Origin of the sequence: Ruegeria sp. HKCCA5839, from assembly GCF_013035585.1 — a bacterium.
Taxonomy (GTDB): domain Bacteria; phylum Pseudomonadota; class Alphaproteobacteria; order Rhodobacterales; family Rhodobacteraceae; genus Ruegeria.
This window is the reverse complement of sequence record NZ_WQIE01000002.1, coordinates 827102-842543: the sequence shown is the minus strand read 5'-3', so window position 1 is coordinate 842543 and position 15442 is coordinate 827102. Positions and strand designations below refer to the sequence as shown.

The following is a 15442-nucleotide window of genomic DNA, read 5'->3' as shown; positions in this document are numbered from 1 at the left end:
CCCACGGATGTCTGCCAAAGTAGACCAAGCATCTCTGGATCGACCATGCCGTCAACTCCGCCTGTTAAGGCGGCTCCACGAAGCATGAAACCAACAACCGTTGCGGCGAGAGCGAGCCACCCTAAGGCCTTAGCTTGGCGCTTTATCCCGAGGTTTTTCGGTGCGACAACGCCGGAATAGAGGCAACTAACAATTACAAGCCCGGTGGACCCCGTAAAGCCGATGTAGAGCCCCAGCTTTGCGAGGATCGTGGCAATACCCCAAATGTCTGGCATGCTCATTCCACGGTAAAGGAAAACTCGCCCTGCATGGCATGACCGTCTTCACCTAAACCACGCCATTCGATGACATAGGTGCCGGTTCCATTGCTCGGCAGAGGGATCGTGAACTCCTGACCAAAACTTGTCTGGTCGCCCAAATCAAGGCTTACTGCCGAGTGTTCTTTATGGGCCATCTCTATCCGTGTCAGCCGGATGTCCTTAGAGAAGTTGAGGCTAATTTCAGCGGGCACAGTAGTTATTGTGGCTCCGTTGGCAGGGGTTGTTTCTTCGACCTTGGAATGCGCCAGTACGCCGCAGGGAAGAGCAGCCATGAGTGCGAGCGTTATTATCTTTTTCATGGTTCTGCCCTCAATTTATCCCGTTGGCACGTCGAATTTCACGAATGTACGCGATCACCGGATAGGTTCGCAGTTTCCGCAGCAAACTGAGACTGGTTCGAATTAGTCTGACAGCACCCGTTATACGTCCGTCAGACAATGGCCCGGAGATCATCACTCTGCTTCTCTAAGTATTGTACAGTCTTACCTCGAAGAACGTCATATGAAATGACGATGCTGCAAAGCGCAGCGAAGAAACACCACACCGAAGGTAGAACAAACAATTCATAACCGAAGAGCGTGACGAGAAACGACGCTGTAAGCGCTAGGCCAAACTTGAAAGCGGTGGGGTTCGATGAGGCTGCTAGCGCAGTACATGCAGTAAAGAAGTAAATGTATTGGATGTTTGGGATAAGGGTCATACCTTGTAGGTACAAAATATGCCCTCCCCATTCATCGCTAGAGGTGGGAAGTACGGGGTTATTGATTGCGTTTAGCATTAGGTAAGTTCCCACAGCCAAACCACCAATGATAAGTCCACCGAATAAGTGTTTACGCCACTTTCGCTTTTCGATCAGAAAACCTGCAGTTGGGCCAGCAACAGGCCAATAGAAAAACGCGAAAAAAATGAAGCCATAGTTTACTATCGATAAAAGTCTCAAAGACAATTGGTCGGATATCCCGAGCCAGACCAAACCCTCAAGACTTTGTTGTAAACCGAAAACTAACGGAAAAGATGACAGGAATATCAGGCCACGCCCCAACTTCTGTCTGCATGCAGAAATCATGGTAGCTGCACCGGCAACGGACAATATTCCCCCAGCGACAAAACTTGCCGTAGCTGAAAAGCACATCTTTAACTCCATTCAGTACATATATCTCTAGCCAGCATCATATGTCGGTGATTGTAGCAGCCAAGCTTTTCATCTCACTATAGTTTAGGTGTTATCTACACCGTATTCGCTGAATACGAACGACAAGCCCAAGCTAGAACTACATCGTTTGGATCAGAAACGGAGTTGTAGAAGCAGTATATTGGAACCAGCCCCTGACTTCGCGCTCGCGAAATAAGTGTCTGAATCTGGGAGGAAGGAGAGGTCTCCGACAGTTTCAAGGCGCTGTATTCTTCGGAAGGGCGATACAACCTCTTTGCCTGTACTCTCCACCCGATACCACTTTGCTCGCTCTTATCGATGAACCAAAACTCCCAATCAGCACCGAGTTGTTTCTCCTGAAATTTAATGAAACTAACGACCCCTATGTCGAGCGGATGCCGAGCCTTGAGTTCAAGCAAAATAGTCTCGGTTATGGTCTCCTCGTTAAAGGGTGAGTTGAGCAAGAAGCTACGTTCTAATTGAGACTAGGTCCATTTCGATAAATCCTGAAAGGAAACGCAAAGGCTCACACTTACTCTCCACCATCCTGATCTTGTGTGAAGTAGTTCCAGGACTGCTGCAGAGCCTGACCAATACTTCTCCCTGCATCTTTGAGCGGCTCCGTAGTTTCAAGTATCACGCTGGCGCCACCTGTTGCCAAAGCCATCGCCCCTGAAACGCAGAGTTTGCCTGCTTGTTGACCAGCGCCTGCTACAAACGCCTCTTTGAATTGCGTAAACAGGGTCTTTCCTTGTTCTCCTGCTTGTGGCTCTGGCGGCTGGATTTCAGCAAGTGCCTGTTGCGCTTGCTCACGCTCTTCGGCACTCAAAACCGACAAACATAGTAGTAGGTATTTTTCGCCGGAAAGCTGAAGTATCGCCGAGTTAAATGAACCATCCACGATCCCAAACTCAGAGCGAACAAGCTTCTCTGCGTAGCCGCGCAAGACAGCGTCATCGAGCTGGATTTTGACCATGCCATGATCACTTGGTAGCACTTCCGCCCGCTTCAGCTCCGCGCGGAGACTAGAATTCAGATAGTCTTCACTCCTGGCCTCGCGGAACGACACCTCGTCTCTCAGTCCGCGGATCTTGCGCTTTGTTGTGCGAAGCATGAGAGCCGCGTCAAAGTCCGACTTGGCATGAAAACCTGAAAGGTGTTTTTGGAGCAACTGAATCAGTAGCAGATCAACCTCTCGCTTCGACAAGGCTCCGAAACCAACCGCCGTATACCGATCAAGAAAATCGCGCGCGAATGCCACTGCACTGGCAGAATTGTCTTCCTTAAACATTTCCCCTCCAAAGTTTACTCAAATAAATTCAGGACAGTAAGTCGTAGTCTAGCTATGCCACAGTTGAATTTACATCCGAAGACTTCGGTTTGCAGCGCTAATCTTACAGCGTCGGCACAGTAGCATTTCCAGAAATAGCTTAGAACGACAAGAAAAAGCTGTTTTTGAAATATGAACACTTGGGGCCGAGAAGGCGCTGACCGAGCTTAAGTTGGAGCGTGATTGGATCATCGTGGATCGGGCTGCCAGCAATCAAAGACGCGATAGACCAACTAAAATATGAAATTTTTAAGAGACGCGCGAGTGTGGGAGTGGACACTACATCCGAAGGTGCAAATTTTTTCCCCACCCCCCCAAATGAATTACCCCCCGGGGTGCTAAACACGAGGGGCCATTTATGCTCTAAACGCTGATCGCACACTTGAACGATTGCCCTTACCGTTGACCAACTTGGGGGTGTCCTTTGCGGCATTAGGCCAATCGATAGCCGCGTCGATTTGTTCGATCCTGTCGAAAACGCCGTCGGTGGACCGAAGCAGAGCTTTCGCTATACCATCAATCGTGGTTCTAGTTACGGGGTGCATGCCCTGCAGACCGCCGTTGTCACAAAACAGAGAGTTGTCTAAAGCGCCCGCCAGACCACGCGCTTCCATAGCAAGGCCCAGTGTATCGTCACAGATTTCTTTGGGAGATTCTTTTGTCATCTTACTTCCTTTCCAAACGGTCCTGAGAAACCAAGTGGTGGGAAAGATGGCGGGACAATCAATCCGTTTTTCGGATTAATACTTTTAAATCATACTCCTAAGGTCTTGGGTTTGGTGGAGCCTAGGGGAAACGCCGCCGAACGCCTAATGCACTGATAGTAAACACTATTGTAGTGTGTTGGTTTGCAGTGTGTCTCACCATAGTGTCACACATAGAAATGCACAACCTGCTGCGTTGAACTGTGAATGTCCAAACACACACCAGACTACTGTCTCCTATTGGTGCGGAAGGTTGCGGCTGGTCTGCATTTGCTGAACATCCTCGGGCCAAGTGGAGCGTATGTAGGCCAGCACGTCCCATATGTCTTCGTCAGTCAGGGTGCTTTCAAAGCCGGGCATGCCACTGTTGAAGTCTTTAATGCCACGTGCTGCCAATGCGTCTGCTCCACCTAGTTTGGTATACTCAAACAGTAGCTGGTTATCATGGTGCCATGTGTGCCCTGTCACGTCGTGTGGTGGTGCAGGCAACACTCCGTCATCGTCGGGTGTCTGCCAGTTGGGTTGGCCTTCCAGATTAGCTCCATGGCAAGAGGCACAGTGTTCTGCGTAGAGTTCCTGCCCACTCGCTAGGTCTCTGTCAATCAACTCATGATCCGCAGCGACGCTAGTACCAATGCTGCATATAGCGAGTGCACACAGATGTTTGGTCATCTCTACCTACCTTAACTCGGAAGTGTTAGTACGCTGGTGAGTGTCGCCGTTGCCGCCAAAACCACTAATACGACTATTGCCTCGACCTCGATAGATCGAGCGAGGTGTCGCGCTGCTTTAGCCTCTCCTCTTTGCATGGACGGAACAAATCGGAGCTTGTTCGCTGCGGCGAGGATCAACAACAGCCCCACAAGGAACACTTTGAACAACAGTGCCCGCCCGTAGCCAGTGAACAAGAGCCCTTGGAGATTGCCGATAAGTAACCAAGCAATCCATAGGCCCGCACCGATTAAAGCCAGCACAACCAATGCAGCAGTTTGCCCAAACCTATGACCTAGTTCAGCTGCATCTGTCAGGTGTTCAGGCATGAGAGCCATACTCCGCAGCGGGCTAAAGATGCCCACCCAGAAGGCTACACATAGCAGGTGCAACAGGAGCAAGAGTTGGACGCCAAAACTCACTAGTTCGGGCACGTGCCCGATCTGTGCAAAGGACCACAAAGCCACTGTGCCACCCAACAATGCGATCCATAGACCAAAGCGAGGAACAGACAGTCCCACAAGGATCATCACTGCGCCGATAAGGCGGTAGACAAGGACGTCGCCCACGGATGTCTGCCAAAGTAGACCAAGCATCTCTGGATCGACCATGCCGTCAACTCCGCCTGTTAAGGCGGCTCCACGAAGCATGAAGCCAATTACCGTTGCGGCGAGAGCAAGGCACGCTAAGGCCCTAGCTTGGCGCTTCATTACCCGGTGTATCGGTGCGACAAAGCCGGAATAGAAGCAGCTAACAATCATAAGCCCGGTGGAGCCCGCAAAGCCGATGTAGAGCCCCAGCTTTGCGAAGACCGATGCAATACCCCAAATATCTGGCATGCTCATTCCACGGTAAAGGAAAACTCGCCCTGCATCGCATGGCCGTCTTCACCTAAGCCTCGCCATTCAATGACATAGGTGCCCGTTCCATTGCTCGGCAGTGGGATCGTGAACTCCTGACCAAAACTTGTCTGCTCGCCCAAATCTAGGCTTACTGCCGAGTGTTCTTCATGGGCCATTTCTATCCGTGTCAGCCGGATGTCCTTAGAAAAGTTGAGACCAATTTCAGCGGGCACAGTGGTTATTGTGGCTCCGTCGGCAGGGGTTGTTTCTTCGACCTTGGAATGCGCCAGCACGCCGCTGGGAAGAGCAACCATGAGTGCGAGCGTTATGATCTTTTTCATGGTCCTGTCCTCAATTTATCCCGTTGGCACGTTGAATTTCACGAATGTACGCGATCACCATAGCAACGTCACCTCGCGTCAGATCTTCTACTGGCGGCATGTCTCCAAACTGCCAATGGTGGCTTCTTACACCTTGTGAAACCGCCCGCTGAAAGGCTTCATCGGCATGGTGGCTGGGTTCGTATATTTTGTGGATCAGAGGCGGTCCTGCGCCTTCAACACCGACCGCATTGACGCCGTGGCAGGAGGCGCAGGAGACCTCAAAGACACGCTGGCCGACTGCGGCATTACCCTCTATGGGCGGCATCTGAATTGCGACCATAGCATCGCCTTCAAGTGGTTCCTGAGGTGCGGCCTCTTCGATTGAACCGGGCCGAAGAGTTATGAAAGCGGCGACGGCAGCGACGGTGCATGCGCCGACTAGTAAGTAACTTTTTTTCATGGATTGGTCCTGACATTTTGGAAGCTGGTAGTGCTGCGACACATCGCGAATAGCCGCACGTGCCGTTCGCTTACGTCCGCAAGGATTTACGCTGCTTCAAAGGTCAGGGGGCCTGTAAGGGCTGTCTGGTTCATTCAGCTTGGATTGGGCTTTAATCTGGAACTCAAGATCAATATCACGTTGATCCTGCTCGGCTTCACGGTTGTGGGAGAGCAATACAACTGCGTGGCAGATAAAGGGATTGCACTCTCCGGTTCCTGAACTCTCCGGGTCATGATGATGACTTGGAACCGAGACGTCACCGCTGCTCTTTGCCACTGCAGAGTGTTCAGTAGGTAGCACATGGTCCTCACAGTGAAGGCCAACGCAACCATTTGATAACGCGTCAGCGATGCCGCCAAGGCTAGTCAAGATGACCAGAACGCTAGCCAATAGCACAAGTGAGTATCGCCGGATGACCATGGTGCTGGACGCTACTGCACGGGAGCGCCCGTGACAACGCTATACGGTTCATCTCTCGTTAGAAGGTCTCTCTTCTGCAGTCTACAGTACATAGGATTGGCTAGTATCAGCTATGCTTTCCTTTACCCAGTGCAGTCTCTTTGTGGTTGGGAGGCTGCTATAGTCAGTGGGTCCTTAGTTGTGGTTTTTAACCGGATGCAATGATGTTAGGTGATGTAAAACAAATAGATATGCTGTTCTAGTTAGGTGTATATACCAAGTATACTAATCTTCATGCTGATACTGGCTAACCATCCAGCGCACTAATCATTGTGGTGTATAGAGCTACTGTTGGTGTGATGTGCTTTTTGTATATATAAGTACTATACAATATTCGACACCTATTACTGATGAATATCTAGTGCCGATACAGCTAGCATGTATTCTATGTAGAGCTATTGGTATATTATATGTATATACTATCCGGTGCGCTAAATTAAGTATATATGTGTACAATGCTATGCAGTAGTCATATTGTTTGTATATACTAATGATATAGTAATGCTGTATTTTTACTCATTAGGTATAATCTGGAACATAACCTTGCAGAGGCAGACAGATCACACATTCGGAAACGTATATCTGTCCTCAATCTTGTAGTAGTCCAACGGGGCAAACGGATGAAGAATGCAAAAACATGAACGCATCCGTTTATTGGTTCACAAGAGGGAGGGTTAAGCAAAGCATGAGTGTTTCCGTTTCTTCCCTCATAAGAGGAAGGGGCTAGCAATCCCCGAATTGAACCTTAGAACATTGCCGAATTGCAAAGAAGACAGATTGTCCGGCACAAGCGTAAATCTGTTCAGGTTCAGATTGGCACCTGTCCAGCCCGCCAACATCAGGGGTAGCAGCGGTTAGCTTTGGTATGCATTGAGTATCCGGTACACCGATGCGCGGCTGATACCGAGGTCTTGAGCAATCTTGGTGGCGCCGATGCCTTCACCTGCCAGAACAAGCACCTCGTCCGACTTTGCCAATGCGGTTGGTTTGCGCCCTTTGTACTTTCCGGCAGCTTTGGCCTTGGCAATTCCTTCACGCTGACGTTCCAGCATAATCTCACGCTCAAACTCGGCCACGCTTCCCAACAGGTTCAACATCAGTTTGCCTTGGGCAGTGGAAGTGTCGAGACTTAACCCCAAGATCGTTAGGTGCGCCCCAACGGCGTCAAGCTGGCTGCGGATTTCCATCAGGTGGGCCATAGAGCGCGCCAGACGGTCCAGTTTGGTGACGACTAGGTGATCGCCCTCTCGGATGAAGTTGAGCGCCTCTGTGAGCTTCTCACGCGCTCTCACATCCACTGAGGATACCTGTTCGGTGAATACCTTCTCGCAACCGGCCTTCTCAAGTTCACGGAGTTGAGCATCAAGCCCAGCCGTTTGATCCAAAGTGGAAGTCCTAGCATAGCCAACAAGCATGATCTGTTCCGTCTCTCAAAGTCTTAGATATTGAGACACATACTGTCTCAAAAAGCAAAGTCAATATCTGTGAGACACAATTTGCAGGTGTGCCAGATGTGTCGCTGGAGCAGGGTCTATTGAGGCGGGGGACTTGTGGTTCCTTCCCTGGCCAAAGGCAGCATCTTGACCAAAGAATGGCATATCGAGAGCCGGAATGTTGCACGGGAATAGTTGCATTGCGGGTGCTCCCTCCCCCCCCCGCGGGGGGGCATTGCTGAAGGCTGTTGTTAGATATCACCTCAAAAAAATTTGCAGGTTTTCTGCGTTGCGGGAGTGCTCCTTCGCAAGACCAAAGCAACAGTGCAGGTTAAATAGTGGGGGATTTCCAGGCCTGGAATAGATAAAAAAGTATCCTGGATGATATTTTTTTATTTTTTCGGGTTGATAAAAGTATCCAGGATAGTTTATCAGCTAAACCAGGGTATGAAAATAGTAGCAAAAAATATGGAAGGTTTTAGTATGCATCCATCTCGCGAAGGTCTGCCGCAACCACTGTCGAAGCATGAGGCACTTGATGACCTTGATGATCTCGACGCATCGGGCAGCATTCAAGAAACACCGTTTAACGTTTTTATTGGGCATAATTTGGGACACAGAGTGTTCACTATGTCTGTGAAATTCAAAGATTTCCACGACTTGTCCGAGGTAGCAAACGATCGCGAGGCAGGACCGGTCGCGCAAAGGCCGCTTGATGTCAATCATGCGAGAAACTTGGCCAAGTACATGCTGCGCGGTTTGGTGTCGGCAGCAGCTATACGTCGTGAAATACAAGGCAAGGAACGGACGGACGCTTTTGAAGCTATCCTGAATGCATTGGGCAACCAGCCCTACTTCTCCCTCCAGCCAATAGTGTGCAACGTACGAAACATTCCATTTGGCGGAAAAGGGCAAGGCAGCATACGCGGCATTCGTCTCGAAACGTTGAGTGGGGAGACTGCTGCATTCAAAGTCTTTCTTTCTGAGAAGCACGTACTATGGGTAGTTGATGGCCAACACCGGAGAGCAGCCGCTGAAATGGTCATGAATTTTATTCAGATAGTCAGGCAGACCGGCAAGTACCCAGCTAAGGTTCCCGTCTTATTTCCCGACAAAGGCCGAGAGGTGACGACGGAAGAAATGGATGTTTGGAACGAGACCTTTGACGCCGCGAGGTCCTATGCGACCCTTACTGTGGAGGTTCACTTAGGCCTTGATATTGCGCAGGAGCGCCAGTTGTTTCACGACCTCAACAAACTCGGCAAAAAAATCAATACTAGCCAGGCTCTCCAGTTCGACAGTTCAAATCCCGTTACACAGTTCATAAAATCGCAGGTCATTGCGAACGGGTTGGTCCAAGTCAACGATACTGAGATCAAAGACTGGACTAAAGATACGGGCGAGTTGCCTATGAAAGATGTTGTGGCTGTAAGTTCGCTTGCATTTTTGAATAAATCGAATGCGTCAGGGGCCACACCTGCGGTAGTAGAGCCGCGGCAAGAAGTTGTTGGAAAACTCTGGTCAGCAATTTCAGACATAGAAGGTTTTGGTGAAGAACGATCAAAAGAAAAGACGGTCGCAGCTCAGCCTGTCGTCCTGAAGGCTTTAGCAAAGCTCGCTTATGATCTGAACTTCAATAACAGGCGCCCAGATGCTGGTCCGGCGCTGTTCGAACAGATTATAGACCGGTTAGAGAAAGTCGACTTCTCTCACAGCAACCCGATTTGGCGTTACTACGAGTTGTCTGACGAAGAACGTGAACGCTTTGGCCTTTCCGATCTGTACCTTTGGCTTCCGGCAACGGAAGGTACCGCAAATCGAGACATCGGGTCTTACCAAGCTGGTTTCATGCGTTTTGGTGCCAAGCACAATGATATCTTCCCAATAATCGCTGACATGATCCGTTGGCAAACTGGTCTGCCGAGCAGGCACTCTCATGAGCCCGAACGCGACTTACTTTCTGAAGCATGACAAGCATCCTGGCTCGCTGCAAACGGATATTAAGTGGCGAGCCAGGCCCAATCTAAAATATGAATGAGCACTAAGTGCGTTGGAGCAGGACATTGTTTTACCTGGATTTTATTGACGAAGATGTTGAATGCTTTCGAGCGATATCCACATCGGCAAGTTGGGAGCCTTGGCTCAAGAGGACTATACCAAGCGACTGGGACGCAACAGTTAAACGTCGTTTGGTTTCAAACCTAAAACACACCTTAGCGGGCCTGGAAATGAAGGCGGGTTTGATTGTACCCCAAGAAGTTGCGCGTTGTGCAGGTCGGCACTCCGTATTGTTCGAACCGTATTTTCAGGTGCTAACCTTTGAGTTCTGCGTAGGTACATTCTCTGTCTGCGAAGGGATTGGTTCTTCACTTTATTTGTCGACAACTGGCGGTGACGCCGAACGACGGGTTTACGTGAGTGATTGGAAGTCTGCACTGGTGCAACATTTTGACGCGAAAGGTCGCGCGTGTTTGGATGAAAACGTCGGAAGAGTAAAAGCAATCCGAGATAAAATGCACCAGGATAAACTGGGCGCAAGAGAGAACATCGACTGGCACGAATTTGGCTACGAAGGGGCTTTTGTTCCAGCTAAACGTGTTTTGGAATGCTTGCTTCGAACTAACGGCGATCGAGTGCCATCGACTTCAAATCTCGGCTAAGACGTTGAGGTTGCTGTCCTTCAATCTGCAAACGTAACCTAGTTTACGTGATTGAAAATTGCTCCACATCGAACTTGGACTGACGTAGGGAATAGCCGTCTTTCAAATAAACCCGATGCGTTACGCCCTGTCGCTCGTGGCCTATGATGAATTGTATGCGTTCAGTTGCTACGTCCGCGCGAGCTAGCCTAGTTGCGAAGGTGTGACGCAACCCATGAAAAACATGAGCGTCCGACTTGATGCCAAGGCTAGTGGTGAAGGTTCGATTGAACCACTTGCTGAGTTTGTCACCGTAGCCATGTTTTAAGCTATAGGTATAGTCTGGGAATAGCCTATTCTGGTCCACTAAGCCGCGATTAGAAATGAACTCCATTAGGCCAAGCTCAATTAGCTTCGAATGTATCGGAACGCTGCGGTGAGCGGCATCACTCTTGAGCCGCTTTTTATTCTCGCCGTCCTCAGTAATGTCAAACAGCCATATGCCCTTTTCTTGCCTAATGTCGCTCAACTCTAGTTGACACACCTCGTTCAATCGAGCGCCGCTGAACATAGCTATAAGCGTTGCCCACCGGTGGCTCTCTTTCCTGTAAAACTTGCTTTCCGGTTCAGTTAGCGCCTTGTAGGCTTTGCTTAACGCATCTTGCGTGTAAGCTTTTCTTTCTTTGGCTTGCCCGCCTTTTTTCCCAATAGTTAGCCCTTGAAACAATGCCTCTGTAGCGCAGCCATGTGCCTCTGCCCACGCCCAAAAGTTCTTGTAAGTACTCAGGTAGCTGTTCACCGTGGCATTGCTGATCCTAGGAATATCTTTGACGTCTATGGCCTCACGCAGTGTCAGCCCTTGCGTCGCAGCAGCTTTCGACCTGTTGGCTGGCAATGTCAGAATAGCGTTCTTGAGTTCTGCCGCTTGCTGTTTGCCGATTTGGTTCATTTCGCAATTTGCACCAAACCACTCAACTGCAATCGCCAATCCAGCCCGGCGTTTCTGAACTGTTCCGGGTGTCCAGTTCGCGATCTTTGCTTGCTCGGTGAAATAGGCTTCTACAGCTTGAGAAAGCGTGGGGCCGTCGTGCTTAGGTGGCGGCGCTGGATCGCGTGCCTCAGTGGTTACCTCTGGGGCTAAGAAATCGTATTTCTCAAAGGTCTTGTCGTGTTCCAGTAGGGCCTTGGTTAGTGCCAATTGAGCTTTCTTGATTTCACCTAAGATCAAAAAGGCTTCTTCTTGTGTCTTCGGTTGCCCGACCCCGGTACCGTTACATAACTTATCTAGTTCTGAGCGGGCATAGTCTCTGCCAAGCATGTCCCAATAGTCTTCATTAACCGCCTCATGAAGTCGGATGGTGTCAGCGATGCGTTCTTTCTCTAGTTCGGTATAGGGGCCGAGTTCATCCCTACGTGCCTTTGCCTTCTTTAATACTTCCGTGAAGTGCTCATGCACCTTTTTGCGTAGTTCGCCGTAGTTCATGCCCGAATGTTCTATGTGCTTTGTTATTGTGTCGCCGCACACTGCAAGACGCCGTGCCAGAGTACCAGCCTCTTTAGGGCACCTTGTACGCAATGACACTCGAAGGGTCCTACGTGTGGTGCATATTCTATTGTGGTGTTTTGGTCTTGTGTCAGGCAGTGGCCAGCGGAAGTAATAGATGCCGTGTCGGGACAGTGAGAGATACGCATGCAGCTTCATTTTGTGTCACACCTGTGTGTCACACCGCTCTAATGCTTGCTATCTAGTTGTATTGTTAGGTTTTGGTGGAGCCTAGGGGAGTCGAACCCCTGACCTCTTGCATGCCATGCAAGCGCTCTCCCAACTGAGCTAAGGCCCCATGCAGGTACCGCCGTTGCGGTGGACGGACGTTTAGGAGACGTCGCGGGCGAGTGCAAGAGTAAATCGCGAGATTGGCGAAAATCTTTCACTCGATCCTGCAAACAAAGAGGACGGGGCGAACAGGTCGCCCCTGACCGGATCAGGACTCGTCTTCTGACGACATATCGGTGATATCGTCCAACGAGACGTTGTCGTCCTCATCGTCTTCCAGCAGATCATCGTCCAGTTCGACATCGACGTTATCGTCGTCATCATCCAGCACAATATCGTCTTCCGACGACGCCTCACGCGCTTTGACCGAGGCTGCATCTTCCGCGTCAGCGGCAATCATGCGGCTTTTGCCGGTTTCCAGTTCGACGATCTCACCCGTGTAGGGGCTGACGATCGGGTCCTTGTTCAGGTCGTAAAACCGTTTGCCAGTGGTCGGGCAAACACGCTTTACGCCCCATTCTTCCTTGGGCATATCAAATCCCCTTGATATCAGGTGAATCCTATAAATGATTCAGGTCACCTGCCATAACAGGCGGGGACTGTCAAAGCCTTTACGCAAAGGGAAATCGACTATGGGGCATCATGCGCTGCCCGGAACACCTCCGGTGCCTCTGACATTGCGGAAATCGGCCCGCGCGCGGCGCATCTCGCTGCGGATTTCCCAGTTGGATGGGCGGGTTACACTGACCTACCCCCATGGTGTGGCCGAGACCGAAGCGCTGAGTTTCGCACAGCAGAAAGAAGGGTGGATCCGACAGCATCTGCAGGACCAGCCCGACCCTGCTCTGGTGCAAATCGGACAGTTGATCCCGATCGAAGGGGCCGAGCGACGAATCGTGCACGCAACCGGTCGCAGGGTAGCGCTGACTGCACATGAAGTGGCCTTGCCAGAGGGCTCGGAAGGGCGGCGTCTGGCGCGGTTTCTAAAAGAACTGGCGCGGGATCGATTGACCGAAGCCTGCGACGACTATGCCGCCATATTGGGTCGGTCTTACACGACACTGACACTGCGCGACACGCGGTCTCGCTGGGGATCGTGCAGTTCTGTGGGCGGGCTGATGTTCTCGTGGCGGCTGATCCTGGCGCCCTCCGACGTCCTGCATTATGTGGCCGCGCATGAGGTGGCGCATTTGGCTGAGATGAACCATTCCCCGGCGTTCTGGGCGCAGGTCGAAAATATCTTTGGGCCCTGCAAGGCGCAACGCCGCTGGCTGCGCGAAAACGGTGCGGCCCTTCATCGGTATCGCTTTGAGTGATCCGGCTGTTGACCCGCGAGAGTTTTGTGATCACATAGGGAAATGAACACCCCGCGCACCTCTGACTCTCAGCCCGCAACCCATGACCGGGTGTATCGCGCATTGCGGTCGCGCATCATGCATGGCGAGATCGCACCCGGACACGCCCTGACCCTGCGCGGGATCGGCAAAGAATTCGACGTGTCGATGACACCGGCCCGCGAAGCTGTGCGCCGACTGGCCGCCGAGGGCGCGTTGTCATTATCCACGTCGGGGCGTGTCTCGACGCCCGAGCTTAGCAATGACCGTATCGAAGAACTGGCCGCCTTGCGCGCGTTGCTTGAGGTTGAACTGGCCAGTCGCGCCCTGCCCCGCGCCCACATTGCGCTGATCGACCGGCTGCAAAGCATTAACCTGAACGTGGCTGAAATGGTCACCAAGCGCGACGCGGTTGGCTATATCCGCTCCAATCTGGAGTTTCACCGCACGTTGTACCTGCGTGCGCAAGCGCCGGCGATGCTAGCTATGGCCGAGACGGTTTGGCTGCAATTGGGGCCCACGATGCGCGCTCTATATGGACGCCTGCGAAGAACCGAACCCCCGCGCTATCACAAACTGATCATTGCGGCGCTAAAAGCGGGTGACGAACCGGGGCTGCGGCTTGCAGTGCGATCCGACGTGACCCAAGGCTTGCGTATGCTGGTCAGCTGAGCAGAGACCCGCCCATTACAAAAACCTGAACCTCAACAGCCGACAGGTTCTGGCTCGGATTCAAAGACTGCGCTAGTATATGGGCAATCATCAAAACAGAGCAGTCACCGAACATGATTAAACGACGGACATTTTCCATCGGGCTTGGGGCGTCTTTTGTCGCCGCCTGTACCGGAGGCACACCTTCGAATAGCCAGGCCCCATCGCGCATGCGTGCCGTTCCCAATCCGGGCTATGACGCGTGGGTCGCCAGTTTCAAGGGGCGCGCGGCGTCGCAAGGGATCTCGCAGGCCACAATAGACCGCGCTTTCCAAGGCGCCGGCTACCTGCCCGGAGTGATCGAGCGTGACCGTAATCAGGTCGAGTTCAAGCGCTCGCTTGAGGATTATTTGGCCATCGCAGCCTCGGATGAGCGTATCAGCACCGGTCAGGCGATGCTGCAAAAATACAATCGAACGCTCAGCCAGATTGAACAGCAATATGGCGTCGACAAAGAGGTTGTCGTGGCTGTTTGGGGGTTAGAGAGCCGATACGGTGCGCGGCGCGGTGACGTGCAGGTCGTTTCGGCACTGTCGACGCTCGCCTATGACGGCAGGCGCGGGCAATTTTTTGAAAGCCAGTTAATCGCCGCCATGAAGATCATTCAGAACGGCGACACCACGCCTGACAAGATGACCGGCAGTTGGGCCGGGGCGATGGGCCATACGCAGTTCATCCCGACCTCATACCTGGCCTATGCGGTGGATTTCACCGGCGACGGGCGGCGCGATATCTGGTCGGATGACCCGACAGATTCGCTGGCTTCAACCGCCGCCTATCTGTCGCGCGCGGGTTGGGTACGCGGGCAGCCTTGGGGCGGCGAAGCTGGCACGGTGTCAGGCACTCCGGTCGCCGTATTGCAACCGCAAACACCGGGCCCGCGCATCGCTGTGTTTCGCAACTTTCAGGTGATCAAACGGTATAACAACTCAGACAGCTATGCGATTGGTGTCGGCCATCTGTCCGATCGCATCGCAGGCGGCGCACCGTTTCAGGCCTCATTCGGTCCCGATGCCACAGGGCTGACGCTGGATGACCGAAAGGCTCTGCAACGCCGCCTGACCGCAGCAGGCTATGACACGCAAGGCGCAGACGGTGTGATAGGGAACAATACGAAATCCGCAATCTCGGCCTATCAGCGTGCCAACGGGCTGCCCGTGACCGGAGAGCCCTCGGTTGCTTTGTTGCGGCGATTGGGTGGCTAATG

Annotated in this window: 16 protein-coding genes, 1 tRNA gene and 2 pseudogenes; 5 read left to right on the top strand and 14 right to left on the bottom strand. The window is 52.0% G+C overall.

Annotated elements, in window-relative coordinates:
• The 11 genes and pseudogenes from GOV38_RS22220 to GOV38_RS09570 all read right to left on the bottom strand — a co-directional run.
• Positions 1 to 275, bottom strand: a pseudogene (locus tag GOV38_RS22220) (copper-binding protein); the annotation flags it as partial.
• 2 nt (positions 276 to 277) lie between these two features.
• Positions 278 to 619, bottom strand: coding sequence for a copper resistance CopC family protein (locus tag GOV38_RS09610; protein WP_171208843.1), 342 nt, complete (start codon positions 617 to 619; stop codon positions 278 to 280).
• Positions 620 to 750: 131 nt separating this feature from the next.
• Entirely contained in the window at positions 751 to 1452 is a 702-nt protein-coding gene (locus GOV38_RS09605) for a DUF6629 family protein (protein WP_217352080.1), read from the bottom strand.
• Positions 1453 to 1547: 95 nt separating this feature from the next.
• A pseudogene (locus GOV38_RS22565) lies at positions 1548 to 1940 on the bottom strand (DUF6615 family protein); the annotation flags it as partial.
• A 65-nt stretch (positions 1941 to 2005) separates the two neighbouring features.
• Complete coding sequence (locus GOV38_RS09600; protein WP_171208845.1) at positions 2006 to 2764, bottom strand: hypothetical protein; 759 nt, start codon at positions 2762 to 2764, stop codon at positions 2006 to 2008.
• A 395-nt stretch (positions 2765 to 3159) separates the two neighbouring features.
• Complete coding sequence (locus GOV38_RS09595; RefSeq protein WP_171208846.1) at positions 3160 to 3468, bottom strand: hypothetical protein; 309 nt, start codon at positions 3466 to 3468, stop codon at positions 3160 to 3162.
• A gap of 276 nt (positions 3469 to 3744) precedes the next feature.
• Positions 3745 to 4179, bottom strand: a complete 435-nt coding sequence (locus GOV38_RS09590; protein WP_171212999.1) for a c-type cytochrome — start codon at positions 4177 to 4179, stop codon at positions 3745 to 3747.
• An 11-nt stretch (positions 4180 to 4190) separates the two neighbouring features.
• Positions 4191 to 5057 (bottom strand): copper resistance D family protein, encoded by an 867-nt coding sequence (locus tag GOV38_RS09585; RefSeq protein ID WP_171212998.1) that lies wholly within the window; start codon positions 5055 to 5057, stop codon positions 4191 to 4193.
• 2 nt (positions 5058 to 5059) lie between these two features.
• Complete coding sequence (locus tag GOV38_RS09580) at positions 5060 to 5401, bottom strand: copper resistance CopC family protein (RefSeq protein ID WP_171212997.1); 342 nt, start codon at positions 5399 to 5401, stop codon at positions 5060 to 5062.
• A gap of 10 nt (positions 5402 to 5411) precedes the next feature.
• Positions 5412 to 5843: a cytochrome c gene (locus GOV38_RS09575; protein WP_171212996.1), complete on the bottom strand. Its 432-nt coding sequence runs from the start codon at positions 5841 to 5843 to the stop codon at positions 5412 to 5414.
• A gap of 1355 nt (positions 5844 to 7198) precedes the next feature.
• Positions 7199 to 7759, bottom strand: coding sequence for a recombinase family protein (locus tag GOV38_RS09570; RefSeq protein ID WP_171212995.1), 561 nt, complete (start codon positions 7757 to 7759; stop codon positions 7199 to 7201).
• Between the two features lie 399 nt (positions 7760 to 8158).
• Between GOV38_RS09570 and GOV38_RS09565 the strand changes: the two genes are divergently transcribed.
• Together GOV38_RS09565 and GOV38_RS09560 are read left to right on the top strand one after the other, a co-directional pair.
• The gene (locus tag GOV38_RS09565; protein ID WP_171212994.1) at positions 8159 to 9748 is read left to right on the top strand and encodes a DNA sulfur modification protein DndB; all 1590 of its coding nucleotides are present in this window, start codon (positions 8159 to 8161) and stop codon (positions 9746 to 9748) included.
• A gap of 92 nt (positions 9749 to 9840) precedes the next feature.
• On the top strand, positions 9841 to 10437 hold the full coding sequence (locus GOV38_RS09560) for a hypothetical protein (protein ID WP_217352079.1): 597 nt from the start codon (positions 9841 to 9843) through the stop codon (positions 10435 to 10437).
• A gap of 43 nt (positions 10438 to 10480) precedes the next feature.
• Here GOV38_RS09560 and GOV38_RS09555 read toward each other — a convergent pair whose 3' ends face one another.
• The 3 genes from GOV38_RS09555 to GOV38_RS09545 form a co-directional block, all read right to left on the bottom strand.
• Positions 10481 to 11899: a site-specific integrase gene (locus GOV38_RS09555; RefSeq protein WP_171212993.1), complete on the bottom strand. Its 1419-nt coding sequence runs from the start codon at positions 11897 to 11899 to the stop codon at positions 10481 to 10483.
• A 282-nt stretch (positions 11900 to 12181) separates the two neighbouring features.
• Positions 12182 to 12257: transfer RNA gene (locus GOV38_RS09550), tRNA-Ala, on the bottom strand.
• A gap of 141 nt (positions 12258 to 12398) precedes the next feature.
• Entirely contained in the window at positions 12399 to 12722 is a 324-nt protein-coding gene (locus GOV38_RS09545) for a TIGR02300 family protein (RefSeq protein WP_171100023.1), read from the bottom strand.
• Positions 12723 to 12822: 100 nt separating this feature from the next.
• Between GOV38_RS09545 and GOV38_RS09540 the strand changes: the two genes are divergently transcribed.
• The 3 genes from GOV38_RS09540 to GOV38_RS09530 all read left to right on the top strand — a co-directional run bounded on the left by GOV38_RS09540 (position 12823) and on the right by GOV38_RS09530 (position 15440).
• Complete coding sequence (locus tag GOV38_RS09540) at positions 12823 to 13506, top strand: M48 family metallopeptidase (RefSeq protein ID WP_254430546.1); 684 nt, start codon at positions 12823 to 12825, stop codon at positions 13504 to 13506.
• 42 nt (positions 13507 to 13548) lie between these two features.
• On the top strand, positions 13549 to 14196 hold the full coding sequence (locus GOV38_RS09535) for a GntR family transcriptional regulator (RefSeq protein WP_171100027.1): 648 nt from the start codon (positions 13549 to 13551) through the stop codon (positions 14194 to 14196).
• A gap of 113 nt (positions 14197 to 14309) precedes the next feature.
• Complete coding sequence (locus GOV38_RS09530; RefSeq protein WP_171208848.1) at positions 14310 to 15440, top strand: lytic murein transglycosylase; 1131 nt, start codon at positions 14310 to 14312, stop codon at positions 15438 to 15440.
• Positions 15441 to 15442 lie beyond the last annotated feature (2 nt).